22 protein-coding genes and 1 pseudogene are annotated in these 25,099 nt (G+C 47.3%); 12 read left to right on the plus strand and 11 right to left on the minus strand.

Annotation, left to right across the window (positions count from 1 at the left end; translation table 11 throughout):
• The first annotated feature begins 198 nt into the window (after positions 1 to 198).
• From htpX to radA, 3 genes are all read left to right on the plus strand, one after another.
• Positions 199 to 1,062 (plus strand): zinc metalloprotease HtpX, encoded by an 864-nt coding sequence (gene htpX, locus K0C01_RS04650; RefSeq protein ID WP_221170868.1) that lies wholly within the window; start codon positions 199 to 201, stop codon positions 1,060 to 1,062.
• Positions 1,063 to 1,276: 214 nt separating this feature from the next.
• Positions 1,277 to 1,852 (plus strand): PspA-associated protein PspAB, encoded by a 576-nt coding sequence (locus K0C01_RS04655; RefSeq protein ID WP_221170869.1) that lies wholly within the window; start codon positions 1,277 to 1,279, stop codon positions 1,850 to 1,852.
• Positions 1,853 to 2,161: 309 nt separating this feature from the next.
• Entirely contained in the window at positions 2,162 to 3,193 is a 1,032-nt protein-coding gene (gene radA, locus K0C01_RS04660) for a DNA repair and recombination protein RadA (RefSeq protein WP_221170870.1), read from the plus strand.
• A gap of 4 nt (positions 3,194 to 3,197) precedes the next feature.
• Here the strand turns inward: radA and hisH are convergent, their stop codons facing one another.
• From hisH to K0C01_RS04675, 3 genes are all read right to left on the minus strand, one after another.
• Positions 3,198 to 3,857: an imidazole glycerol phosphate synthase subunit HisH gene (hisH, locus tag K0C01_RS04665; protein ID WP_221170871.1), complete on the minus strand. Its 660-nt coding sequence runs from the start codon at positions 3,855 to 3,857 to the stop codon at positions 3,198 to 3,200.
• A gap of 208 nt (positions 3,858 to 4,065) precedes the next feature.
• Positions 4,066 to 4,533 (minus strand): hypothetical protein, encoded by a 468-nt coding sequence (locus tag K0C01_RS04670; RefSeq protein ID WP_221170872.1) that lies wholly within the window; start codon positions 4,531 to 4,533, stop codon positions 4,066 to 4,068.
• Entirely contained in the window at positions 4,526 to 4,810 is a 285-nt protein-coding gene (locus K0C01_RS04675; protein WP_221170873.1) for an AbrB/MazE/SpoVT family DNA-binding domain-containing protein, read from the minus strand. The genes K0C01_RS04670 and K0C01_RS04675 overlap by 8 nt, the downstream gene beginning before the upstream one ends.
• A gap of 320 nt (positions 4,811 to 5,130) precedes the next feature.
• Between K0C01_RS04675 and K0C01_RS04680 the strand changes: the two genes are divergently transcribed.
• Positions 5,131 to 6,531, plus strand: coding sequence for an RNA-guided endonuclease TnpB family protein (locus K0C01_RS04680; protein WP_221170874.1), 1,401 nt, complete (start codon positions 5,131 to 5,133; stop codon positions 6,529 to 6,531).
• A gap of 103 nt (positions 6,532 to 6,634) precedes the next feature.
• Here the strand turns inward: K0C01_RS04680 and K0C01_RS04685 are convergent, their stop codons facing one another.
• Entirely contained in the window at positions 6,635 to 7,579 is a 945-nt protein-coding gene (locus K0C01_RS04685) for an eIF2B alpha/beta/delta subunit family protein (RefSeq protein ID WP_221170875.1), read from the minus strand.
• 5 nt (positions 7,580 to 7,584) lie between these two features.
• Complete coding sequence (locus K0C01_RS04690; RefSeq protein ID WP_221170876.1) at positions 7,585 to 7,851, minus strand: hypothetical protein; 267 nt, start codon at positions 7,849 to 7,851, stop codon at positions 7,585 to 7,587.
• 193 nt (positions 7,852 to 8,044) lie between these two features.
• Between K0C01_RS04690 and uvrB the strand changes: the two genes are divergently transcribed.
• Both uvrB and K0C01_RS04700 read left to right on the plus strand, forming a co-directional pair.
• Positions 8,045 to 10,096 carry an excinuclease ABC subunit UvrB gene (gene uvrB, locus K0C01_RS04695; RefSeq protein ID WP_221170877.1) on the plus strand — a complete coding sequence of 684 codons (2,052 nt, stop codon included), beginning with the start codon at positions 8,045 to 8,047 and terminating at the stop codon, positions 10,094 to 10,096.
• A 161-nt stretch (positions 10,097 to 10,257) separates the two neighbouring features.
• Positions 10,258 to 12,099: a DEAD/DEAH box helicase gene (locus tag K0C01_RS04700; RefSeq protein WP_255568396.1), complete on the plus strand. Its 1,842-nt coding sequence runs from the start codon at positions 10,258 to 10,260 to the stop codon at positions 12,097 to 12,099.
• Between the two features lie 10 nt (positions 12,100 to 12,109).
• Here K0C01_RS04700 and K0C01_RS04705 read toward each other — a convergent pair whose 3' ends face one another.
• Positions 12,110 to 13,900: an excinuclease ABC subunit C gene (locus K0C01_RS04705; protein ID WP_221170879.1), complete on the minus strand. Its 1,791-nt coding sequence runs from the start codon at positions 13,898 to 13,900 to the stop codon at positions 12,110 to 12,112.
• A gap of 95 nt (positions 13,901 to 13,995) precedes the next feature.
• On the opposite strand from K0C01_RS04705, the gene K0C01_RS04710 reads away from it, so the two are divergent.
• A complete protein-coding gene (locus K0C01_RS04710) occupies positions 13,996 to 14,256 on the plus strand; it encodes a DUF7967 family protein (protein ID WP_221170880.1) in 261 nt (86 codons plus the stop codon).
• Between the two features lie 17 nt (positions 14,257 to 14,273).
• Here the strand turns inward: K0C01_RS04710 and msrA are convergent, their stop codons facing one another.
• Entirely contained in the window at positions 14,274 to 14,804 is a 531-nt protein-coding gene (gene msrA, locus K0C01_RS04715; protein ID WP_221170881.1) for a peptide-methionine (S)-S-oxide reductase MsrA, read from the minus strand.
• Positions 14,805 to 14,909: 105 nt separating this feature from the next.
• Between msrA and K0C01_RS04720 the strand changes: the two genes are divergently transcribed.
• Positions 14,910 to 16,202, plus strand: a complete 1,293-nt coding sequence (locus K0C01_RS04720) for an O-acetylhomoserine aminocarboxypropyltransferase/cysteine synthase family protein (RefSeq protein ID WP_255568397.1) — start codon at positions 14,910 to 14,912, stop codon at positions 16,200 to 16,202.
• A complete protein-coding gene (gene metX / locus K0C01_RS04725) occupies positions 16,203 to 17,429 on the plus strand; it encodes a homoserine O-acetyltransferase MetX (protein WP_221170883.1) in 1,227 nt (408 codons plus the stop codon). It begins immediately after the preceding gene.
• Between the two features lie 248 nt (positions 17,430 to 17,677).
• Here metX and K0C01_RS12720 read toward each other — a convergent pair.
• Positions 17,678 to 18,154, minus strand: a pseudogene (locus K0C01_RS12720) (hypothetical protein); the annotation flags it as partial.
• Between K0C01_RS12720 and K0C01_RS13060 the strand changes: the two are divergent.
• Complete coding sequence (locus tag K0C01_RS13060) at positions 18,155 to 18,442, plus strand: class I SAM-dependent methyltransferase (protein ID WP_397541155.1); 288 nt, start codon at positions 18,155 to 18,157, stop codon at positions 18,440 to 18,442.
• Positions 18,443 to 18,554: 112 nt separating this feature from the next.
• Here the strand turns inward: K0C01_RS13060 and serB are convergent, their stop codons facing one another.
• Both serB and ilvA read right to left on the minus strand, forming a co-directional pair.
• The gene (gene serB / locus K0C01_RS04735) at positions 18,555 to 19,190 is read right to left on the minus strand and encodes a phosphoserine phosphatase SerB (protein ID WP_221170885.1); all 636 of its coding nucleotides are present in this window, start codon (positions 19,188 to 19,190) and stop codon (positions 18,555 to 18,557) included.
• Between the two features lie 56 nt (positions 19,191 to 19,246).
• Positions 19,247 to 20,455 (minus strand): threonine ammonia-lyase, encoded by a 1,209-nt coding sequence (gene ilvA / locus K0C01_RS04740; RefSeq protein WP_221170886.1) that lies wholly within the window; start codon positions 20,453 to 20,455, stop codon positions 19,247 to 19,249.
• Between the two features lie 362 nt (positions 20,456 to 20,817).
• Here ilvA and K0C01_RS04745 point away from each other — a divergent pair, with 362 nt between their 5' ends.
• Positions 20,818 to 22,335, plus strand: a complete 1,518-nt coding sequence (locus K0C01_RS04745; RefSeq protein ID WP_221170887.1) for a stage II sporulation protein M — start codon at positions 20,818 to 20,820, stop codon at positions 22,333 to 22,335.
• A gap of 231 nt (positions 22,336 to 22,566) precedes the next feature.
• On the opposite strand, the gene citZ is transcribed toward K0C01_RS04745, so the two are convergent.
• Positions 22,567 to 23,712: a citrate synthase gene (gene citZ, locus K0C01_RS04750; RefSeq protein WP_221170888.1), complete on the minus strand. Its 1,146-nt coding sequence runs from the start codon at positions 23,710 to 23,712 to the stop codon at positions 22,567 to 22,569.
• 375 nt (positions 23,713 to 24,087) lie between these two features.
• Here citZ and K0C01_RS04755 point away from each other — a divergent pair, with 375 nt between their 5' ends.
• Entirely contained in the window at positions 24,088 to 25,044 is a 957-nt protein-coding gene (locus tag K0C01_RS04755) for a succinylglutamate desuccinylase/aspartoacylase family protein (protein ID WP_221170889.1), read from the plus strand.
• Positions 25,045 to 25,099: the final 55 nt, after the last annotated feature.

Below are 25,099 nucleotides of genomic sequence, written 5' to 3' on the forward strand. Positions count from 1 at the left end.
AGCAGATAAGCCACCGTAGGATAACACGGAAGTGCAAATAACTTGGTTCAAGACTTTGGCATCCGCAAGTATAGGTGTTTCTTGTTAGATGGGATCAGCACAGAATCACGACAACTGGTCAATGAAGTCGATTCAAAACTATCATGAAATTATTCGATAATCGTCTTTATTAATCCTCAGACCGTATATAAGAGTACGATGAACTGGCAGAATGATTGGGGTCTTCGCGGTCGAATGATGGTCACTGCCGGGCTACTTGCAATCCTGTATATTGCGTTTGCAGTCGTCCTGATTGAGGTTCTCGGCGCAGGGATCCCAGTCGCACTGATGTTTGTCGGAGGGTTTTCGCTTGTTCAGTACTACCTCAGCGATAAACTGGCTCTCCGTAGCATGGGTGCAAAAAGAGTAGATGAATCGGAATATCCGGAGTTACATCAGCAGATTTCCCGCCTTTCACAGCAAGCTGATCTTCCAAAACCTGATGTCGCAGTTGCTGAGTCAGAAGTTCCAAATGCATTTGCAACTGGACGTAACCAGAATAACGCAGTTGTCTGTGTGACGACTGGATTGCTACGTACGCTGGATGACGACGAACTCGAAGGCGTTCTTGCCCACGAGCTAGCTCACATCAAAAACCGTGATGTGATGATTATGACGATTGCGTCGTTCCTCTCAACGATTGCATTTATGGTGGTGCGCTATGGGGCGCTCTTCGGTAATCAGAACCGACAGGGTGGAATTATAGTCGCTATTGGAGCATCATTCATTGTCTGGATTCTGAGCTTCATCCTTATCCGGGCACTGTCGCGATATAGAGAGTATGCCGCTGATCGGGGGGCAGCTCAGATCACAGGAAACCCAGGTGCTCTGGCTTCAGCGTTGATGTCGATTTCCGGGAAAATGGATCGAGTACCGAAGAAAGATTTACGAGAGCAATCGGAGATGAATGCGTTTTTCATCATTCCAATCTCAAAGGGGTTCATCGGGAAATTGTTCAAAACCCACCCATCGACAGAGAAACGAATCAGTCGGCTACAGGAGATGCAGGCCGAAATGGCGTAGTTGCCCGTTGAGCTAATTTTTATTCAGAATGATTGATACAAGAGTAGAGCTGGAGGTTACTATACCCATTTCTAGTTAGGTTGACTGCTCTAGCCTAACAATTTTTATGTATGCCAATCGCGGTTGATTGATTGGTATAGATCGGGGGACAGGTGAGTGACAACACAAGCAGAAGAGACTGGTACATATAAACACGGAGAATGGAATACAAATAATGGGATTATTTGATCGAGTCCGGTCGATATTTTCAGATGCAGATGAGCGACAGGGTTCTGATCCCGAGGATTTGCTTGACATAAGCTCAGCAGCGTTTACGATGAAAGACATTGGATATGAACTTATACCGAAAGCGGCGCTGTGTTTTCATGCACCTGACGGGTTTGAGACGACACTTGATGAGCTGCAGTCAATTGTTGATGCAACAGGAGAAGAAAAAACGGAGGTTCGAGAAGATAGCCACGGATTTCGATGGCTAATTGTAGAAGACACTGCAGCCGAAGGGTTAGCAACGGCATTACAGTTTAGTGCAGAGACATTTCTGACAAAAGGAGCGGAAGACGAGCTTCTTGCCGCAGTATTCGGGTTTGAAAAAGATCACTCGGCATATTTGATCTACTCGTTTGAGCGGGGTCGATTTTATCCATTCGTCCCAGAAGGGACGGAAGATCGTGATATGCAAACAGAGTTTAAGATACAAGGTGTCCTTAGGGAGGAAATACCAATTGAAGATGATGAGTCAGAGTGGTATCCGTTGTGGCCAGACCGTCCCGGAAAGCACCCATGGGAGTGATTATAGTAATCTACCTCAGTCTACTCACGCACCGCTGACGCGAATCGTTCCTTGAGGCAGGGGCACTCTAATTCCTCGACACACTTTTTCGCAGACTGTTGGCTGATGCCCCCATCTGCACAAGGAGCGCAGTCTCCACAGGCGTGAATTTGGACATGCTCCGATCTATGCAGTGGTGACGGAAAAAGAAGTCTGATCGGGGGGATGAACCCACTTCAAGCCAGACTCATGAGAAAAATATGTATATTTATTTTACTTTCACTATCCTGTTAACGGGGGTTTATGTGCCGAGAGAATACAGTTACAAACATGGCAGGAGATGATCTTGAAGAACTTCCCGGTGTTGGCCCAGCAACTGCAGAGAAGCTACACGACGCCGGATTTGATTCGTATCAAGGTATCGCAGTAGCGAGCCCAGGTGAACTTTCAAATACAGCAGACATTGGTGAATCGACTGCATCCGATATTATTCAGGCGGCACGACAGGAAGCAGACATTGGTGGATTCGAGACGGGATCAGCAGTGCTTGAACGACGAGAAAAGATTGGTAAATTAAGCTGGATGATTGACGAAGTAGATGAACTACTTGGAGGAGGAGTTGAAACACAGTCGATCACAGAGATATATGGAGAGTTCGGGTCAGGAAAGTCGCAGGTTACACATCAGCTGTGTGTAAATGTGCAAGTCCCACCAGAACACGGCGGTCTCGGTGGATCTGCGATCTTTGTTGATAGTGAGGATACGTTCCGCCCAGAACGAATTGATGACATGGTTCGGGGGCTGTCAGATGACGCAATTAATGCAATGCTCGAAAACCGGGAAATCGAAGGGACAGCAAATGATAGTGCTGCCCTTGACGAGTTGATTGAAGACGTATTGGATAAGATACACGTCGCCAAGGCATTCAATTCAAACCACCAGATTCTGCTTGCAGAAAAGGCTCAAGAGCTCGCCAGTGAAAGTCAAGAGGACGAATATCCTGTGCGGCTACTCTGTGTGGATTCACTGACAGCACATTTCCGAGCTGAATACGTTGGTCGGGGAGAACTCGCCGAGCGACAGCAGAAACTTAACAAGCACTTACATGACTTAGCACGTGTTGGCGATCTCAACAACACAGCTGTTGTAGTAACGAATCAAGTAGCTGCAAACCCAGATTCATTCTTTGGGGATCCAACAGAGCCAATTGGTGGGAATATTCTTGGACATACGTCCACATTCCGTATCTACTTGCGAAAGTCAAAAGGGAACAAGCGAATTGTTAGGTTAGTCGACGCACCAAACCTTGCAGACGGAGAAGCCGTAATGCGCGTTGAAGATAGTGGACTGAAACCAGAGTAAGCAGCTAGTCAGCACAGTACGAGACGAAATTTTGGAGGATACGAAGTCCCGTTTCTCCACTTTTTTCGGGATGAAACTGTGTTCCAAATACATTTCCATCTTCATTGGCGATTATACTTGGGAACTTAGCTCCGTACACCGTCTCTGCAACAACTGCATCTGAGTCATTTGGCTCAGCGTAGTATGAATGGACAAAGTATGCGTACCGACCGTCAATTCCTTCTGTCAACGGATGTGATCGGGTTACTGAAAGCTGATTCCATCCCATATGGGGAACTGTTTGATGGTCCGAGAACCGGATATTGTTTCCTGGGATGAGATCAAGTCCTTGAGCATCTCCTTGGCCTTCGTGAGATGCTTCTTCGCTATCAGTTAGTAACATCTGCATGCCAAGACAAATACCAAAGAGCGGCATACCAGAGTCAGCCAACTCAATAAGCGTGTCACGGTAAGGACCAGCATTCTCGACACCTTCACGAAATGCACCGACACCTGGAAGGACAATGCCATCAGCATTAGCAAATGCATCCGGATCAGAAGAGATATCTACAGATGCGCCCGCTCGGAGAAGACCTTGTTGAACGCTCCGAAGATTGCCAAGACCATAATCAACCACAATAATGTGCGCATCAGAGTCGACGGATTCTGACGACTGATTACTCATATGTAGTGTTTAATTCGAATAATCAAGTCCCTTTCTCTTGTATCACTTGTTTCTGCAGCGTAATAGAGAAAGGATGGTGGCTCAGTTGAACCCATCATCACAAGGGGCTCAGTGGGGGTAACAGTTCGTCACAGCCACCATCTTGGAGTACGATGGTCCGACTGAAAAACCCGTTCGTTGGAGCGTCCTGGTGTCGATGGACTCGAAATCACGTTCCAAGAAATCTGTTCAGTTCGGCAAACTCGTCAGGTGATAGAATTACTTCGGTCTCGAACGCATCGAACTGTTCGAAATCATCGTCGATCGTCAACATCGTATTCACTCCTTCGTCAATCGCAACCTGCGCATAATATCCGTCCCATCCGTTGATGTTTGCTTCACTCGCTTGTGAAAACCCACCTCGAACAACATCAGTAGGCATCCGGTCGTACCAGTGGATTCGCTTTGCATCCATGAAATTCTGAAGGACACGCGAGGCATCTTCGTTTGCGTACCCGTAGTAGGTCGTGAGGACGGTATGAGCTCCGAACAGTGCAGGATAGGGAACAACAGCATCGATGGCTCCAGTGATTCCCTCCCGAACGTACGAGAGTGCAGACTCACGAACCGGTGCTGGCGAGTGTGCAAGAGCAATCACCCCAACATCGAGCAGATACGGGCCACCAGGGTTACTCATCACTGTCACGCTCCGCTCCGCGCTGAACAGCAGTTCTGTGTTTGTGAGCGACTGGATCGACCCCTTCAGAAAGCGGTGTCGTCTCCGCTCTGTTCGACGCTGCTTGTTCAACGAGCTGTTCCATCCGTTCGAGAATTTCGTCGGGGCTGTCCTCTGGCTCGACAACCACTTCCCCCTCTTCTTCGCGGACCGTTACCTCTGTCCCCGGCGTAATACCGAGGCGTTCTCGTATTTCCTGCGGGAGAACAATTCGTCCCTTTGAATCTATCTTGGGCATATTCCCACATAGAGTGGGAACAAGTATAGTCGTTTTGGATGGGACACAGGATTTTGATTCGTTTCTGAACAGTAATGATCGGTCTATTAATAGAAACTGGGTCTCAGTGGAGGTAACAGTTCGTCATGGCCATTGTTAGATGGTTGGAGAGCAATGTATGTTAGCCGTTTGGAAATCGACATGACCCGTTTACGGAAGATTCGAGGCGAAAGCCTCGCCCTTTAGGGCGGGGATGAAGCCGACATGACATACCACTTTCTACATGACTGTGACCCTCTGTAATCCCAACGTTTATGATATTTGACTTTTAATAATTCGGTGTGAGTGACCGGCCACAACGAACGAATACCTATACTGCTGAAGCAACTACCGCCAGGTATCGGCAGTGTTTGTTCGACTGGCTGGCCACCCAACCCCCACTCTGGAACCAGATTAATTACCGCCGCCGACAAGCGTACTTCAGCGACGATGGTGACGTATGGGACGCTGACTACACCGGTCTCTACGACGAGTATGCCCCCATCATTGGGAAAGCAACCTGCCAGCAAATCGCTCGCAAGAATAGCGAAGCATGGCGCAGTCATTTTCGGTTGCTCGATCAGTACCACGACGACTCCAACATGACGGTCACTGAGAAACCGTCACCGCCGGGATACTGGGGCAATCGTGAAAAAGGCTACGAGTTGCATGGTCTCGTCCGCAATGACCTCTATACGTTCGACTGGGACGAAGACAAAAGCACACTCTCATTTGGCGTTGGTGACGTACTCAAAGACCGATACGGTCTTGGCGGTAACGAGCGCATCACGCTCGAAGTCAAAGGCAACCCACAGTGGGACGGTGACGACAGTCGACTTGAGTTCATCTACGACGAACACGCTGACCAACTTCGTGTCCAGCATCCTGTTCGCATTCAACCAGACAAGATCCGTGAACAGCGAGAGGATGCCTTCACTCATACACTCGATCCCGAGAACACGACGCAGGCAGCCGCTATCGACGTAGGTGCGAACAATACGTTGGCTGTTGTCACAGAAGACGGTGGTACTGCGGTGTACCACGCTCGCCCAGAGTTTGAGCGATTCCAGAACTATTCCGAGCGAATCGCCACACTTCAATCGAAACTTCCAGAAGATGGATACACGAGCGACCGTATCCAACGCCTGTATGATGAGCGGTCACGAAAGCGAGATCATAGTCGAGATGCAGCGGTGAAACACGTTGCTGAGTGGCTGCTCGAACGCAACGTTGACACGGTATACGTTGGTGACTTGACCGATGTGTTGGACACACATTGGAGTGCTGACGTGAACGAGAAGAATCACGCCTTCTGGTCACATCGACAACTGCTGGAGCGGATACAACTGACACTCGGTGATGTTGGTATCAGTGTCCAGGAAGTGAGCGAAGCGGATTCGAGTAGCGAGTGTCCCGAGTGTGGAAGTAGTGATGTGACTCGCAATGGCGATTCGTTCCGGTGTCATGACTGCGAGCTAGACGCTCACAGTGACGTGGCAGGGACGTGGAACATCTTGCAATCCGAAGAGGGGCCGATGGCCCGGCCCGCTGCCCTGTCTGCTGAACGCGACAGGGACGCACCCGTGGATGGGGCGTACTGGCAGTGGAACGAACACGACTGGATACCTGCTGATTTTGGGGAACAGTCGCGTTCAGTTGACCAACCCAGCCTCAGCAAACCCGCAAGTTCACAGCCGGGGTAATCGAACTGGTTGGATTACCCACGGAGGAATCCTCGCGCTTCAGCGCGGGGAGGAGGTCAAAGATTATCAGGTGAACACACGTGCTTTAGCGGGACAAAGAGAGTCAACAATTATCAGGAGTTACCTCATTGATTTCATCTGGCGTAAAAACGCCTTTGTCGGTTAAGTATTGAGTAATATATTTTGCTGGAGTAACATCGAACACCGGATTGAGCACGTTTATATCTCTTTTCCCGTTATATATTGCCGAGGTTTCTCCGTGCTCAAGACTTACTGCCGTTTTGCCAGTGATTTTGTCAGCCGCTGAAACAACATACACTGGTGTGTCTTCAGCAAAAGCCGCTATTGCGAGCGTCCGAGTTCCAGTCTTATTCACTACTGAACCGTCTCGGAGAATTGTGTCAGCTCCAACTAGCACTGCATCGACTGTGTACTTGGAAAGTACGTGTGCCAATGCAGCGTCCGTGTGGACCGTTACTGTATTAACAGACTTGATGTCTTCAGCAACTTTGATCCCCTCACGCTCCGGGCGAGATTCAGCCACGTATAGCTGTTGTGGTTTATTCATTTGAATTGTTGTATTTACTGTATCAGATCTGGAGTGTGTTAGAATTGTGTTCGGAGAGATTGCTTCCACGGCCGTGGTCGCTGCTTTTTTCTGTGCAGAAACTGCTTGCTGAATTTCTTTGTTTACTCGTTGCAGGATTTCTTTTGTAGTCATTCCTTCGGATAGTACTCGTTTTACACGGTTGTGCAATACAGCCATACTAGGACGAGACTCACATAATCGATCTCCAAGTGCTTGTAGTTCATCTCCCGTGTCCCCTGGCTCCTGAGCCAAAATAGCGGCCTGATCCCGGATTACCTCCAGTGCCCTGATTGAAAGATATGCTGCCCCGTGTTCGCTATCTGCAGCGATTGAGCGAACCGATGGTCGAATACGGTCATATGCATCCCAGAGCCAAGGGACAGTTGCTCGTGTAAGAATTTCCTGCGGGGATGCCCATTCTATTTCCCTGTTGTCTATCTCAGTAACCTGTGATTGCACATCGACTAAGGAAGCATATACCTCTGTTTGGCGTTTTCTTTTTCAATGGTTGTAATTGGTGATTCAGTCAAGCGTACAACGGTAACTGATTCGATCGGATTTCCAATCTCAGATGACACTTTTTCTGCTACCGATTCATCTGATGGTTTTGAGTCAATCGATACGGAATAGCCATCCCATACATTTGAATTAAGCAGAGAGTGATCTGGACAACGGGAAAGTAAAATATCACTATCAGAACGACAAAATATGGTTACAACTGCGTCCTCCATGATTGACGATTTCGCTCGGAATACAAGAAATTATGCGAAGAGCTGAATATATAATTTGATCTCTCTTCACCACGAAATCGGAGTGAGTTCGTCTTGGAGACTCGGGAGATTGGCCGTAGTATTGACTGAGGATCTGTGATTAGGTATGTGGAATTGCGAGTGTTTCAAGCCGCTGAGGCCGTAATGTATTGTAATGGCATCTAGTAGTCCGCTCTCACCAGACAATCCTGAAGAGGAGCGGCAATTTCAAGTTGATGCACCGTTCGAACCAGCCGGCGATCAGCCGGAAGCAATCAGCAAATTGGTCGAAGGGTTTAGTCAGGGAATGGATAAACAGACACTGTTAGGTGTAACTGGATCAGGGAAGACGAACACGGTATCGTGGGCTATTGATGAGTTAGAAATGCCAACATTGGTTATTGCACACAATAAGACATTGGCAGCACAACTGTACGAAGAATTTCGCGAGCTTTTCCCAGACAATGCAGTTGAGTATTTTGTCTCATACTATGATTATTATCAGCCAGAAGCCTATGTTGAGAGCTCTGATACCTATATTGACAAGGACGCGTCAATAAATGAAGAAATAGATAAGCTGCGACATTCAGCAACGCGATCACTGTTGACCCGCGATGATGTGATTGTTGTAGCCTCTGTTTCTGCAATATATGGGCTTGGTGATCCAAGCAACTACACGGAGATGGCGCTTCGATTAGAGCGTGGCGAGACAGTTGGGCGTGAGGGATTACTCTCAAAACTTGTTGACTTGAACTACGAGCGTAATGATGTTGATTTCACTCAAGGAACATTCAGAGTCCGTGGAGACACAATTGAAATCTATCCAATGTATGGACGGTATGCCGTCCGGGTGGAACTGTGGGGAGACGAAATTGATCGGATGCGAAAGATCGACCCAATTGATGGAGAGATTATAAGCGAAGAACCAGCAGTCTTAATTCACCCAGCAGAGCACTATTCGATTCCAGAAGAGCAACTGAATCGCGCAATAGAAGAGATCGAAAAAGATCTTGACCAGCGTATTCGGTATTTCGAGCGACAAGGCGATCACGTTGCTGCACAACGGATTGAAGAGCGAACGACGTTTGACATAGAGATGCTCAAAGAAGCTGGATATTGCTCCGGGATTGAAAATTATTCAGTATATCTATCTGATCGAAATCCAGGGGATGCGCCGTATACGTTGCTAGATTACTTTCCAGATGACTTTCTCACTGTGATTGATGAATCGCATCGGACAATTCCGCAGATTCGGGGGCAATTTGAAGGAGATAAATCTCGAAAGGAGTCGCTGGTCGAAAACGGATTTCGGTTAACGACAGCGTTTGATAACCGTCCGCTGACATTTGAAGAGTTTGAAGAACGGACTGAAAAAACACTGTACGTGAGTGCAACACCGGGGGAATATGAGCGAGAAGAAAGTGGACAGGTGGTCGAGCAAATTGTGAGACCGACATATCTTGTGGATCCAGAAGTATCAGTTCGGCCAGCTGAAGGGCAAGTTGAAGACCTAATTGAGCAAATCAATAGCCGGATTGAGCGAGATGAACGAACGTTGGTGACAACATTGACAAAACGAATGGCAGAGGATCTTACAGAATATCTCGAAGGTGCCGGGATTGATGTAGCATATATGCATGATGAGACTGACACGTTAGAACGACATGAGCTAATCAGATCACTTCGTCTGGGTGAAATTGACGCACTAATCGGAATTAACTTACTTCGTGAAGGACTTGATATCCCAGAAGTCTCTTTGGTAGCAATTCTTGATGCAGATCAAGAGGGATTCTTGCGATCCGAGACGACACTTATCCAGACGATGGGCCGAGCGGCACGAAATGTCAACGGTGAAGTAGTTCTATATGCAGACGATCCATCTGATGCTATGGGGCGTGCAATCGAAGAAACAAAACGTCGTCGTCAGATTCAGAAAAAGTTTAATGAGACGCATGATGTTGAGCCGACAACGATTCAAAAGGAGATTAGCGAACCGAATCTGCCAGGTGCAGAAGCAGATACAGAAGGTGTCTCAACAGAAGATCCGGAAACAACACAAGAGGCGGTACAGCAAATTGAAGAACTAAACAGTCGAATGCAAGAGGCCGCAGAAAATCTTGAATTTGAGTTAGCGGCAGATATTCGAGATCGGATTCAGGAGCTTCGTGATCAACATGATATTAGCGGGGATGACGGAGTATTACCCGAGATCAACTCAGAGTTTTAGCTGATAGCAGGCGGTGGATTGCTTTTCAAAGAGGTAGCAAGGCGAGGTCCCCACCCCACTGTGTGCGGGGCAGTTGATCGTATAAGTGGTCATTGCAGCAAGGTAGGTATGACAGTTTGTAGTTGACAGCACTCTTTGCCGTTCAGCGGCTAAATGTGGATGTGGCTGAAGAAGGGTTTACGCTTGAGGAGATTCACCAAGTGTTACAGACGATTGAGCAGCCAGTAGTAACGGCTGAGCGACTGACACGAGAATTTGAGCGCACACAGGCAGATATCGAAGCCCAACTTGCTGAGTTGGTCGAAGCAGGTGATCTCAATCGATTAGATGTACAGTCAGATCCAATTGTATATTATCCGTCTGAGTTGGCAAAGCTAGCGCAGACGGAACGAGTAGTTCCATTTCCCGATCGAAGAGAGATTGCGATAGACTATCCAAAACAGTTCACACGAGCACAATGTTCTCAGTTTGCACGGCTCATAACTGTTGAAGATGGGAGATATCTTTACGAGATTCGTCCAGAAGACATCTGGGGGGCACCATACGAGACAGTTGACCGGTTACTCGAAACAGTTCATGGCGTATTGCCAAGTCCAGCACCGAATCTTGATAGATGGATAAAAGATCAGTGGGCACGGGCAGGGAAGTTCAAACTACTCACCCACAAGGATGGATATACCGTACTCGAAGCAGAATCGGAGTCGTTAATGGGAAATGTCGCACAGCAGAAGTTGGATGATGGACAATTACGAGCGCCAATCTCTGACACAGAGGCATGGGTGGCAGAGGAAGCAGTCGCTGAAGTAAAGCGAGTCCTGTACGAAGCAGGATATCCAGTACAGGATATTCGTGAATTAGAGTCAGGGGAAGAACTCAACGTTGAGCTAGAATTGCCACTGCGCGACTATCAAGAGGAGTGGGTAGAGAGATTTATAGAAGCAAAATCTGGGGTGTTGGTTGGGCCTCCCGGATCAGGAAAAACGGTAGCAGCAATGGGTATTATGGGGGAGATTAAAGGTGAAACGCTTGTTTTGGTTCCAAGTCGAGAGTTGGCAAGTCAATGGGAGAGTGAGTTGTTGATGAAAACAACACTCTCCGAGGAGCAAGTTGGTCAGTATCACGGAGGAACAAAGCGTCAACGGCCAGTAACAATAGCTACATATCAAATAGCCGGGATGGACAAACACCGGCAACTATTCGAATCAAGAGAATGGGGACTAATCATATTTGACGAAGCTCATCATATTCCAAGTCCAATCTACCGACGAGCAACACAAGTGCAGTCTAAATATCGGTTGGGTTTGACTGCATCACCAGTCAGAGAAACAGGTGATGAAAGTGAAATATACACATTAATCGGTCCACCAATCGGAACAGATTGGGAAACACTATTTGAAGCGGGCTATGTCGCAGAGCCGGAAATCGAATTACAGTATCTTCCGTGGGACACAGAAGAAGTACAGAATGAGTACGTAAGCGCAAGTGGACATAAGCGTCGACAAGTTGCAGCAACAAATCCAGCAAAAATCAAGCAGGTAAAGCGCTTATTGAAACAAAATGCGGGAGCTAAGATGCTTATTTTTGTAGACTATCTACAGCAAGGTGAAGATATTTCCAGTGCAACAGAGATTCCATTCCTAAGTGGTGAAACACCACACGCCCGCCGAGAGCAGTTACTATCGCGATTCCGATCAGGAGATTTGACAAAACTCATCGTGTCTCGTGTTGGAGATGAAGGGATTGATTTACCAGAAGCTGAGGTTGCTATCATTGCGTCCGGATTAGGAGGATCCAGAAGACAGGGCGCTCAGCGTGCTGGACGAACCATGAGGCCTGCAGGAAAAGCACAGGTGTGTATACTTGCCACGCAGGGAAGTGAGGAAGAAGAATTTGTACGGAAACGGACACGATATCTAGCTGGGAAAGGGGCCCGAATCAAAGAGACAGTAATTGAAGAAACAATTCTACAAGCAGGTCAAGAAGACCGTGCAGAGGAGACATAATCAACTTTAGTTACAGCGAACGGTGAATCTGCTGTGCTAATGATGGACCTACGCCATCGACATCTTGAAGCTCCGTCACTGAGGCTGTACGAATCCGATCGATGCTTCCGAAACGACGGAGCAGTCGATCTCTGGTGGTCGGACCAACTCCGTTGATCTGATCAAGAGCTGTAGAGACATTATCACGAACTGTTTCGTGGTACTGTACAGCAAAACGGTGAGCCTCATCGCGAATCTGGGTGAGCAATGTGTGTGCATCGTCGGAGATGTTAACTTGACCGTTTGGGCCGAGGATTCGATCGCGCTGTTCTGACTTTGCAATGGCATATGTTGGGATATTCCATCCTGCATCAGTGATAGCATCGACTGCTGCTTCTCGCTGGCCTTTCCCACCATCAACAAGCAGGATATCCGGATCCGGACGGTCGTCTCTCTCCTCAACAGCGCGGGTTGCGCGCCAGTGAAGAAGAGTATACATATTACGATAGTCATCATTTTCATCATGAAGACGCTTTCTTCGATAGCCGGATGCATCACGAGATCCATTAGTAAATGTCACATTGCTACCAACAACACCAGAACCATCTGTATGGCTAACATCAAATCCCTCAATTCGAGACATAGAAGAAAGTCCAAGGTCAGCCGCAAGAGATTGGGTCGGGTCAGTGGTCAGCTCGCCTTTACGTGCATTTTTCATTGCCAAGTCAACAAGGCGAGCACCACGTCCAGAACCAGGAACACGGACACCAACACCATTGGTCGATAGCCAGTTCCGCACATCATCATCGTCCGGTTGGTCTGGAAGCAGCAGTGAATCTGGTAAGTTACGATCAGCGTAATACTGCTGGATAAACGATGATATAACAGTAGCCACCTGCCGGGGACCATTCTGTGGAGCAACCAACGTGTGTCGGTCGCGATCGATAAGCTGTCCATTCTCGCTGTGGAGTCGAGAGACTATAGCCTGATCATTACCAGTCGAGACACCAAGAATATCTGTTGTTTCCTCTTCATCACCTCCTTTGATTGCTGGATCACCATCAGAATGGAATTCTTGAACAACTTGAAGACGGTCACGAAGGGTTGCAGCCCGCTCAAATGCTTGATCCTTGGCTGCATTTTCCATTTCTGTTCGCAGGGCCTCGGAGAGAACACCGGTTTCTCCATTGAAGAACCGTTTGATCTGTTTTACGTCACGCTGGTAATCCTCAGTGGAGATTTCATTAGTACATGGCGCCGTGCAGATACCCAACTCATAGTCAAGACACGGTCGATCACGGTTTGCATACTTATGATCAGAGCAACCTCGAAGTCCATAGATATCTCGGATTGCCTTCAGAACAATTTCAAGTCGGCTACGATTCGTAAAAGGACCATAAACAGTTGCTTGCTCATCTGGGTCACGGGTGATTTCAATACGGGGAACAGGATGGTTAGTCAATTGAATGAGCGGATATGATTTATCATCCTTTAGCCGGACATTATATCGAGGGGAGTATCGTTTGATGAGGTTTGCTTCCAAAAGTAAGGCCTGTGTCTCAGTATCAGTGACAACAGCCTCAATTCCGGTGGCGTTATCAACCATCCCGGCAATGCGTTCACTTCGGGGATCAGTGTATGATCGAACACGGTCACGAAGATCAACTGCCTTGCCAACATAAAGCACTCTTCCATCAGACGCTCCGACATTCGAAAGGGACTGCTGCGCAGAAGTTGGATCAGGATTTCCAGTGTGAAATAGGTATACACCAGGCTCAGTTGGAAGGTTTGCAGCACGATCACGCAACGCAGCAAAATCCATTTTTGTAGTATCTAGTGTTATGAGCGATTGTAGGTTACGATATAATCACCAGCGGAGGACAGCATTTCTGTAGCTACAATAACTATGTGTAGGTAATGGAAGAAAGCATGCAATGTTGGCTTGTTGAACGGGATTTTTGGGATGAAGATCTGGTGACGCTCGTTTACGCAACGGTTGATGGAAGAAAACACCATCAACGGCAACTCTCGGGAAGTATGCTTTACGAGGTCGAAGTAACAGCAGCAAAGAGATTTAATAAGTCAACACTTGAGCCCACACCAGCCGAGGAGCAAGAGCGATATGCAAAGGAAGCAAAACGGATGAAAGAACGGCATGAACCTAGCGATATAATATAAAATCAGTCAATTCCCAGCTAATCATCTAGAGTTTCAAACTGATCACGGACTTTATCAACTTTGGGCTGAGCGTGCATCTGACAGTATGCATCTTCCGGATTTTTTTCAAAGTAGTCTTGGTGTTTCTCTTCAGCTCGATAGAATGTATCAAGCGCTTGGAGCTCAGTAACAATGTCATCATCGTATTCTGCATCAAGCGCGTCTATAAATTTCTGAGCTTGTTGCTGTTGATGGTCGTCATGATAGAGAATAATTGAACGGTACTGAGAACCGACATCGGGGCCCTGTCGGTTCAATTGCGTCGGATCATGAACTGTGAAAAATACTTCAAGTAACTGGGCATAAGTAATGATCTCAGGATCATACGCAACCTGTATTACTTCCGCGTGACCAGTTGATCCGGCACAAACCTGTTCGTATGTGGGATTAGAGGTATTTCCGCCAGCATAGCCAGAGACAACAGACTGGACTCCGTCAAGTGGCTTAAACGCTGCTTCGGTACACCAGAAACAACCGCCGCCGAAGGTCGCTTTGGATGTGGAAGACATTGCTGTGACATAGGGGGTCAGCGCCTATGTACCTGTGGACAAGAGAGCGGCGATACTTACCGTTACTATCAGTTATAATTGTTTGCGAGTATATGCATGAGAAACATGACCGACAGGGAATTTCGGACGGAAAGCATCCACGCAGGTCAATCGCCGGATGCAAGTACAGGAGCGCGCGCCCCTCCTATCCACCAGACGACCTCGTATGTTTTTCCAGATGCGGAAACTGCGGCCGAACGATATGCACTTCGCGGCGACGGGCACCTTTATTCACGAATCAGCAATCCGACAGTCAAAATGTTAGAAGACCGGCTTGCAACATTAGGAAATGGGGCTGGGGCAGTAGCAACCGCCAGTGGACTTGCGGCTCTGGATGCATTGACGTTAGTGACCGCAAAAGAGGGAAATAACATTGTCTGTGCGACTGATGTATATGGGGGAACAGCAACGTATTTTAAAACAATTGCAGCACGCCGAGGTATTGAAGTTCGGTTTGTTGATACATTGGACTATGACAAATTTGAGAAGACAGTTGATGCAGATACGGCATATGTGCATGTCGAGACAATCGGTAATCCGTCGTTGAAAACGCCTGACTTTGAAGCGTTAGCAGAGGTTGCACATAACGTACAGGCCCCACTAGTTGTTGATAACACATTTGCGACTCCCGCAATCTGTTGTCCACTCGATCACGGAGCAGATATTGTGTGGAGTTCAACGACCAAGTGGATTCATGGATCTGGAACAACAGTAGGGGGGATCGTTATTGACGGAGGAGACTTCGAATGGAATGCAAGTAAATACGAAGAACTGGCTGGGGAAAGTCCAGCATACACAGATATCGATTTTTCAGAGGATTTTGCTGATGCTCCATTAGCAGCAGCCGTTCGATATCGATCATTACGGGGGTTAGGGAACCAGCAATCACCATTCGATGCATGGCAGACTCTACAGGGCATCGAAACGCTGCCAGTAAGAATGGAAAAGCATTGTGAAAATGCGCTCATCGTTGCGGAGTATCTGCAAGATCACCCCGAAGTTGAGTGGGTTAGTTATCCAGGGCTAACATCCCACCCTACGCACCAGAATGCAGAGGAGTATCTTGATGAGTACGGGAGCGTAGTAACATTCGGATTGTCTGGGGATGGATATAAAGCAGGTCGAAAGTTCTGTGAAAGAACAGAGCTAGCGAGCTTTCTTGCAAACATTGGCGATGCCAAGACGGTAGTTATTCACCCAGCATCGACAACACACGCACAGTTATCTAGGGAGGAGCAACGAGAGGCCGGTGTGCAGCCGGATTTAATCCGACTCTCTGTGGGTATTGAGGATCCAGCAGATATTCTTGCAGATATAGATGCGGGGATTGATGCTGCCACGGATAGGAGGTATACATAGATGTCAAATACAACGATCGATGCTGTCGATCTGGGATCATTTGAGTTTGAATGTGGAGAGACGATCCCTAATCTCCGTGTTGCGTATGAAACATATGGAGAATTTGACGGGGATAATGCCATTTTGATCTGTCATGCATTAACTGGCAGTTCGCATGTAACAAACCGACGTGATCCAGAGAAGAAAGTCAGGTTACCTGAAACTGGGGGACAAGCGCGTGCTTGGTGGTCGGATGTCGTTGGTGCTGGTAAAGCAATTGATACAAACAAATATTTTGTTGTGTGTCCAAATTTGCCCGGATCGTGTTACGGAACGACTGGTCCTGCAAGCACAAATCCGGAGACTGGGGAGCCGTATGGAACTGACTTCCCGCCAGTGACAGTCACAGATTGGACTAGAGCACAGCGAAAGGTGCTCGACGAACTGGGTGTTGGACGGCTGCATGCTGTTGTTGGAGGATCAGTAGGAGGAATGAACGTGTTGGACTGGCTAAAACAATATCCTGATGACGTTCATAGAGCAGTACCGATTGCGACAGCCGCTCGACTTGACCCACAATGTATTGCGATGGACGCCGTAGCCCGGCGGTCAATTACAAGTGATCCAAACTGGAAAGGTGGGGACTATTATGACGGCCAACCGCCAAAGAAAGGGTTAGCACTTGCTAGACAGTTGGGACATATCATGTATCTCTCCAAAGCCTCGATGGAACAACGATTTGGGCGCCGCGCTGCTGGGCGTGAAGCTGAACGAGAGTTATTTGAAACTGACCGCGGAGCAGACTACTTCCCATATAGAGATGTAGAATCGTATCTTGATTATAATGCCCAAAAGTTTGTACAGCGCTTTGACGCGAATAGTTATTTATACCTGACCAGGGCAATGGATAACTACGATTTAGCATCAGGATATGAGTCAAATAGAGAAGCCTTAGCTGCCTTTTCGGGAGAAGTACTAATAATGAGTTTTACTGGAGACTGGCACTTTACCGTGGAACAGGCCGCTGATGTGGCCGATGGAATCAGAGAAACAGATGCGGAGGTCGCACATCATGTCATAGAGTCTGAACACGGTCATGATGCGTTTCTGGTTGAGCCTGAGAACGTTGGACCACCAGTGGAAGACTTCCTCGCTGACGGAACAGATGGACGGTCAGTGATAGACACAAAGGAGATCGAGCGGAAAGAAAAACAATCAATTCCGCCGGTCCATAGTAGCCTGTTCTGAACGGGAAGTAACGTGTGCTCTGACAGACGCAACCTGTTCGCTTGCAGTGATTGCAATGAGATTAGTTTTAGCAGGAGAATTAACAGCGAAAAGTAAATTACTGAAACGGGTATCATAATTCGCTCTGGACTTGATAACAGTTCTCGGTAATCCGATTTTCTTTATTAAATTCGTCCCGTGAGACCAACTCCTTGGATACCGGTGATAGGAGTGGCTCTATTCGGGACACGTTTGTCGCATACTATCACTTAACTGATTATCTTTCGATTTTTGTCACATTCTTGATCGACCCTTCTTTTCGGAACCGGTTTAACTCGAAACTCTCCGAAGCCGTACTTCGAGTGTGATCCGACCCGAGTAATTCCGTTCTTCGCAGTCGCTGTCGGACGGTCGCCTTCGTAGCCAACCACAACACCGTGGTCTATCGCCTCCAACTTGTAGACATCACCACCTTCGACGACTTTCTCCAGACGGCGGCGCAGTTGCGCTTCGTCATTGACACTCCACCACCACGGCACGTCTACGTTATTCGTTGCTGGATACTCCGACCGGAGTACGAACGGCGTCACGAGCTCGGGGATGAACGCCTCGCCGTCTTCGAGACGCGAGTAGTCCAGTTCGTTGAGGTCCACGACCTGCGTGTCCTTCAACGAGGTCGTGCCGTAGCCGTAGTTGCGCTTGCCACCGAACTGGAGTCCATCAAGCACATCCTCACCCAGTGGGAGATTCTAGACGTTGGCTGTGGCACTGGACAATTGCTAAAAGATATCCTTACTGATCATAATGTTCAAGTCAGGGGAATCGACATTAACCCCGGCATGCTTGAAGTTGCGAGAGATTATCACGGCATACACGGAGCAACTTATGCAGATGTCCGGAATTTTAATCTTCCATACCGATCCTACGATATGATTCTCGCTTTTCGTGAACTCACCCCGGGGTCAAGCCCCGGGACAGTCGCCTTGTACCGCCTGTACAACCGCAGATTGCCCAATTTAATTTCACTAGAATAGTTTGAAAAATCATCTTGGATTACCGAAGACTGATGAAGGATAGTTTGAGCGTTCCTACAGCTTTAGCCGGGCACTTTCGTCTCGAAAACCGCTGTAAGTTCGTCTAAGAATACTACAAGAGGTTCTCTTCCACAAAGAGCTCCCGGAGCTCGGTCATATCCTCCACTACGACATCACAATGTGGAGCAACAGCAGGACGAGGAGAGAAGCCAACAGCGAGACCTGCTATCTTTAGCATAGGAAGGTCATTGGCACCATCACCAACTGCAATGGTCTCAGCAAGAGAGACATCCTGTTCATTAGCAAGTTTCTCAAGGACATCGTCTTTTGTACCCTCAATGAGTGGTCCTTCGACCTCACCTGTCATCTTTCCGTCCTCTATGGTAACTGAATTTGAAACAATCGTGTCTACACTTACATTCGCCTGTTCAAGTGCAGACATGACACCGCGCCGGAATCCTCCGGTTAAAATCGCTGTGTGGATGCCGTTCTCATTTAATTCCTGAATAAGGTCGCCTGCTCCGGGACGAAGTGTAACTTGCGAGAACGCATCATTGGCATCCTGTTCATCAAGATTAGAGAGAAGGCTCACTCGTTCTCGAAGGCTTTCAGCATACTCGATTTCGTTGTTCATTGCTCGCTGGGTGCTTTTTGCCATTTCATCAGCAACGCCTTGCTTTTCGCCGAGCAAGACGGTCATCTCAGAATCTGAAATCGTACCATCGAAGTCAAATGCAACAATTGTCATAGGAGAATATTTGGAATCAATCGATGTGAAACCCCCGATACGACAAAGAAACGGGTTCAAACAAGAACCTCGACCTCGTAACCAGCCTCACTCATGCCATCAAGGAGTTCCTCAATGTGGTCATGTCCTTTCGTCTCTAGATCAAGTTCAACCCATGCTGCATCCATACCGATGTCACGTGAAGTCCGGTCATGCTGGATCGCATAGATATTTGCTTCCAAATTAGCAATAACATCGATCAACTCATCAAGGGCACCAGGACGGTCTTTGAGGATCGTCCGGATACGAACATAACGGCCTGTTTCAACAAGACCACGCATGATGACGGTTGTGACTGTGTTAAGATCGATATTACCACCACAGAGACCAACGGCAATCTCTTCTCCCTCTGTATACTCGAATTTATCAAAAAGGACGGCTGCAAGCGGTGCAGCACCTGCTCCCTCTGTGAGAACTTTGGAATGTTCAAGTAAGCCAGTTAACGCAACCGCAATCTCAGAGTCTGAAACAGTGACAACTTCATCAACGGTGTCTTGAATAATCTCAAAGGTCTGATCGCCAACTCGACGTGTGGCTATTCCATCCGCAATTGTATCAACCGAGTCCCGTTCAAAAACATGTCCCTGTTCTAAGGATTGAGGGACACTTGCCGCTCCCTCAGCCTGGACTCCAATAACTCGAGCATCAGTCTGGGCTTTAATTGCAGTAGCAACACCACTGATCAGACCGCCACCACCGATGGCACTCACAACGGTGTCAACGTCAGGGAGGTCTTCAATAATTTCTAAGCCAAGTGTTCCTTGGCCAGCCATGACTGCTGGGTCATCGAATGCATGTACATATGTACGTGATTCTTCCTCCTCAATTTCGTGTGCACGCTGAGCTGCCGAGTCATAATCCATACCGTGTAGGATGACATTTCCACCATATGATCTGGTGGCCTTAACCTTCGATAAGGGAGCATACTTCGGCATTACAATAGTAGCATCAACGCCAAGTCGATTAGCCGCAAGAGCAACTCCCTGAGCATGGTTACCAGCACTTGCGGTAACAACACCAGCTTCCCGTTCAGCCTCACTGAGTGTTAAAATTCGGTTTGTGGCACCGCGAACTTTAAACGACCCGGTTCGCTGAAATGTCTCTAATTTAAGATGAATGTTAGCACCAGTTGTTTGGGAATAATATGGAGAATACTCAAGAGGGGTTTTACGAGCAGTTTGAGCAACGCGGTCGCGAGCATCTAAGATGTCCTCAATAGATAACATGGAAGTAAATTTGCGTTTCTGCCAGATTAATTTATGAGGTCACTTAGGAAATCATATTACTATCATGACTTTGCGAGCTATTATTGTGTGTATGTATTCTTTTTGGCAAATTTCTCCGAAAATACTGATCAAAGTGAAGATACAAGTCAGTAAGCAAGTACAACAGAAATCAGAGAGGGGAAAGAGAGATTAAAGATAAGGGGAGCGGGTTAAGTCCGCGGTGCGCAACCGTGTGACACCAATTTATAATTAAAACTGGCCCGTAATAAAGCCGTTCCAAGCGGAGTGAAAGTAAAATTAGGAGTAGAATGCACGTTCCCGTATAGAAAACTGATTTAACTCCAATAACACAATAATTCTATATGGGTTATGGAGAAGTATTTACTGCTGCATATCGGACATACGTAGCCCGAGCATCGGATATTCTTCCGTTCTATTTCTTCGGGATTGCTGTCTCCGCTATTGCGCAGTCAGTGCCGATATTGGTCGGGATGATAGGGTTGGTATACCTCTGGTCAACAGGAAGACTAACAGAGATACAGGAAGCGCTTGAGGATGTCGGACCAATTTCAATCGATGAACCAAGTGAAGCTGCTGTAGATGAATTTAGTGAGGTGCAAGAAGCAATACAAGAAGCAATTGGGCTATCAGTCGCAGAGTTGGGAATCATTGGGATACTGGTCGGAGTAGTAACACTCATTGCAATTGGGATTATGCAGGCAGCAGTCAGCGCTGGACAAATTCATGCCGCGTTTGCAGCAACCGAGAACAGATTAGGTGTAAGTGCTGGTGTATCCGGGGTCTTCCAACATACAAAGACGTTCGTGGGACTTTTACTAGGTGAAGTCTTCGCTCATATCGCCGTTCTTGGTGTAATTGGAACCATAATCGCTACATTAGCACTAGTTTCGCCGGGACTTGCAGTCGTCGTCGGGGTACTATCAATGTTGGTATGGCTACTACTTGCTGCTGTAATTCGTTTGTTCTTTGCGTTTGCACCGGTTGTCGCAGTAGTTGAAAATACAGGGTTCTCAGGGGCAGTTCGGCAGACGGGAGAATATATGCGGAAGTACCCAGGCGACTTCCTTGGGTATACATTGATGACCATAGCAATCATAGTTGCTGGAGGGATTACTGTTGGTCTATTCTCACAGATTGGAGCAGGAAGTGTTGGGTTAATAGTGTATGGTTTGATTATATTCCCGATACTTGATCTACTGAAAGTGCTTCTCTACGGTCGAACCGCAGAGAGTACAACATTTGTGATTGTAAAGGACTTTGTTATATCGCCTGTGAAGCGGATTCAGATGGGACTTAAGCGGGGCTGGGAAGAATTGATGCTATTTACGCGGGAACAAATATCGCTCGTCGTCATTAGTGCGTTGATCTTTGGAGTAGCACTACAAGCAGGTGTTTCCCTTGGAACAGTATTTAGCACGGCACTTGAGGCATCGATCGAGCAGCGTATCGAGGAAATGTCTCCAGTTGGAAGCTTCTTTGAGTTTGCCGCCAACAACTGGAGTGTTGCAGTAGCCTTGAGTTTCGGTGGTGTTGTGCTTGCGATTCCAGCTGTTCTAACACTAGCGTTTAACGGTCTTTTTATTGGTGTATTGTACGAGCTAGACGCTGACCCGGATCTACTATTAGCATTTGTGATCCCACATGGGCTACTGGAAATTCCAGGATTACTACTAGCCGGAGCAACCGGCCTATATGTGGGGTTAACATGCTGGCGATATATTCGAGGAAGGGCAGATCGCGATTCACTCGAAGAAATGGTTCATAGAACCTATCTGATACTTATTGGATTAATCATTGTTTTTGTTGCTGCAGCAGCAATTGAAGCATTCATCAGCCCTTACTACTGGCGACTCTTTTGAGATGAGCTGATATTTTGTAAACGAAGTCCAAGCTATCAATCAGATTATCTAGTCGGTGGGGTTAGAATCTATAGAGAAAGCAGACAGAGTACCTCGGGGTCGTCGAAAACCCTTCGGTTTCCGTGATCACAAGAATTGGGGATTCTCGAACGACTTGACCCCGAAGTACTTCACGCCTTGCGATTGTGCCAAATTCATCGAGCTTGCGAATACACAAAGATCAGAAATACCTTATCGTTCTTCGATTGAGATGAACTCGTTGTCAGTTTCTCCTGTGTATTTTGAAAGCGGTCGGATAAGTCGGTTCTCCTCCTGATACTCAAGCACATGTGCAATCCAACCACTGGCCCGGCTCATTGCAAAGATAGGAGTATACATGTCTGCTGGGATGCCAAGTTGATAGTAAACAGACCCAGAGTAAAAATCAACATTTGGCGCGATTCCATTTTCAGTGAGGCCTAAATCTTCTGTCAAGTAGTTCTCAATCGTCGTCGTATAATCATACCACTTGGACTCACCAACATCAGCGAGTTCCCGGCTACGCTCTTGTAAGATTTCAGCACGGGGATCCTTCACCTTGTAAACACGGTGTCCGAACCCGGGCACACGTTCACCATTTGAACGTGCTTCTTCGATCCACTCGATTGGATCCATCCCGTTCTCGTCGATCTCAATCAACATTTCCATCACATCTTGATTAGCACCGCCATGAAGCGGACCAGACAGGGCTCCAATACCTCCGGTGACGGCACTGTAAACATTTGCTCGTGTAGAAGCAATAACGACAGCAGTAAACGTTGATGCATTGAACCCATGATCGGCATGTAGTGTTAGTGCTTGGTCGAAGCTTTTGGCCCCAATCTCGTCCGGTTCCTCTCCGGTAAGCATGTAAAGGAAGTTAGCCGCTAGATTTAGATCAGGATGAGGATCAAGTGGTTCTTTTCCAAGCCGGAGACGCTCATAGGCAGCAAGAATTGTTGGCATTTTTGCCAAGATACGGCGACCCTGGCTAAGAGCGACATTCCGGTCAGGATCGAGACGTTGATCAGGATCATGAGGTTCCAAAGCAGAAACACCCGTCCGAAGAGCGGTCATTGGATGGGCATCAACAGCAGCAAGCGATCGAAGGGTCTCTATTACATCGTCCGGCAGTGATCGTTCCTCACGAATCGTCGCTGTAAATTCGTCAAGCTGTTCTTTTGTTGGCAACTCACCTTCAAAGAGTAAAAACAGTACTTCTTCGAAAGTTGCGTATTCTGCTAGGTCCTGTATGGAGTAGCCGCGGTACAGTAATTGACCATTCTCGCCATCAATGTAACTAAGTTGGGATTCGGCGACGACCACGTCGTCGAGTCCTTTGTGAACCTCGTCGGACATATTTCCTTGTTTCTTGAATCTGTATTCTGGAACAAAAATGTTGATATTCTTCGTTAGATGTGTCACATAGCATATATTTAAGTAGTTGGAGTAATCAAACAACGAGAATTAGAAATCAGTTAAATCCCGAATATATAGTGTTAGAGGCGCTAATACACTGTATTTATATAATAAATATAATTGGAAGATATACCATATTATCGTTTTGTATATATACAAAACGAAAATTATATTCTTTATTGTATGTTTCAGCGTGCATACTGCGACCAAAAAACATAGTCCGCTCTTTCTGCGGATCAAAAATTTCCATGACCAGAAGGACCATCTGAGACGTGGACCGAATCGCTCAATATCATGCGCGGATGAATCCGGTGTATGACGAAAATTGGCACGGCCAGTGCAAGTCCCGGAGAAATGGACACTGGCCGGCTCCCTGTCGGTGAAGCACGGGATGGAAGCACGGTATCTCTGCCTGTGGCAGTAATAAATGGCATCAATAACGGTAAAACACTATATATTCAGGCAGCAAGCGATGGAGACGAAGTGAACGGAGTCGGCGTTGTGCAACAACTTGTGCCTCGTTTAGATCCAAATGAAATCTCTGGTCAGATAATTATTGTAGGAATTGTTAATATCTACGGATTCCGGACAGGGGAGCACCGAAATCCAATAGATGACACGAAAATAAATCGAGCATACCCTGGCCGAGAAGATGGATCAGCAACGGAACGAATTGCTGCTGCGACATTTGAAATCGCTAAAGATGCGAATTACATTTTGGATCTACACCAAGGTTCAACAAGTAGGATGATCGAAGAGACACGAGTGCGATGCGGACGGCGACATCGAATGCACGGGAAATGTCTTGAATTGGCAAAAGTATTTGGATGTGGACATATCCTTGATAAAAAGGGACCAGATAATCAACTCGCACGAGTTGCACCCGATAGAGGTATTCCAACAATTGATCCAGAGCTCGGTGGAAGTGTCGGCTGGAACGACGCCTCGATTAAACAAGGGGTTGAGGGAGTATTCAATGTCCTTCGTTACTATGGATTTTTAGAAGGATCAGTACAGGTCGAAAAGCAAGTCAGAGCAACTGGATTCGATCAGTATGCAGCTTCAAGTGGTGGTCTCGTGCAATTTGAGGTAAATCTTGGAGACCGGGTATCAAAAGGCCAAACCATAGCAACAATCACTGATGTATTTGGCGAGACAAAAGAAGAGATTGGAGCTAACAAGAGTGGAATATTCTGGCGAACACGGCGACTCCCACAGGTTGCAGCCGGAGAATATATTTGCTCTGTTGGAACAGGATTAGACCGGTATTGATTGCGATGGTGTTCGGTAGTTTGGTTTCCGATTAGACAACTGTTGTGCCGCTTGA

Source organism: Salinarchaeum sp. IM2453, from assembly GCF_019693215.1.
GTDB lineage: Archaea > Halobacteriota > Halobacteria > Halobacteriales > Salinarchaeaceae > IM2453.

Excerpts from the sequence above, each read along its gene's own strand:
- K0C01_RS04690 (WP_221170876.1), bottom strand. The coding sequence starts at position 7,851 with ATGGAGGACGCAGTTGTAACCATATTTTGTCGTTCTGATAGTGATATT.
- serB (WP_221170885.1), bottom strand. The coding sequence starts at position 19,190 with ATGACAATTGTTGCATTTGACTTCGATGGTACGATTTCAGATTCTGAG.
- K0C01_RS04745 (WP_221170887.1), top strand. The coding sequence starts at position 20,818 with ATGGGTTATGGAGAAGTATTTACTGCTGCATATCGGACATACGTAGCC.
- htpX (WP_221170868.1), top strand. The coding sequence starts at position 199 with ATGAACTGGCAGAATGATTGGGGTCTTCGCGGTCGAATGATGGTCACT.
- K0C01_RS04655 (WP_221170869.1), top strand. The coding sequence starts at position 1,277 with ATGGGATTATTTGATCGAGTCCGGTCGATATTTTCAGATGCAGATGAG.
- K0C01_RS04670 (WP_221170872.1), bottom strand. The coding sequence starts at position 4,533 with ATGAGTAACCCTGGTGGCCCGTATCTGCTCGATGTTGGGGTGATTGCT.
- citZ (WP_221170888.1), bottom strand. The coding sequence starts at position 23,712 with ATGTCCGACGAGGTTCACAAAGGACTCGACGACGTGGTCGTCGCCGAA.
- K0C01_RS04675 (WP_221170873.1), bottom strand. The coding sequence starts at position 4,810 with ATGCCCAAGATAGATTCAAAGGGACGAATTGTTCTCCCGCAGGAAATA.
- K0C01_RS04720 (WP_255568397.1), top strand. The coding sequence starts at position 14,910 with ATGACCGACAGGGAATTTCGGACGGAAAGCATCCACGCAGGTCAATCG.
- metX (WP_221170883.1), top strand. The coding sequence starts at position 16,203 with ATGTCAAATACAACGATCGATGCTGTCGATCTGGGATCATTTGAGTTT.
- K0C01_RS04705 (WP_221170879.1), bottom strand. The coding sequence starts at position 13,900 with ATGGATTTTGCTGCGTTGCGTGATCGTGCTGCAAACCTTCCAACTGAG.
- ilvA (WP_221170886.1), bottom strand. The coding sequence starts at position 20,455 with ATGTTATCTATTGAGGACATCTTAGATGCTCGCGACCGCGTTGCTCAA.
- radA (WP_221170870.1), top strand. The coding sequence starts at position 2,162 with ATGGCAGGAGATGATCTTGAAGAACTTCCCGGTGTTGGCCCAGCAACT.
- hisH (WP_221170871.1), bottom strand. The coding sequence starts at position 3,857 with ATGAGTAATCAGTCGTCAGAATCCGTCGACTCTGATGCGCACATTATT.
- K0C01_RS04710 (WP_221170880.1), top strand. The coding sequence starts at position 13,996 with ATGGAAGAAAGCATGCAATGTTGGCTTGTTGAACGGGATTTTTGGGAT.
- msrA (WP_221170881.1), bottom strand. The coding sequence starts at position 14,804 with ATGTCTTCCACATCCAAAGCGACCTTCGGCGGCGGTTGTTTCTGGTGT.
- uvrB (WP_221170877.1), top strand. The coding sequence starts at position 8,045 with ATGGCATCTAGTAGTCCGCTCTCACCAGACAATCCTGAAGAGGAGCGG.
- K0C01_RS04755 (WP_221170889.1), top strand. The coding sequence starts at position 24,088 with ATGACGAAAATTGGCACGGCCAGTGCAAGTCCCGGAGAAATGGACACT.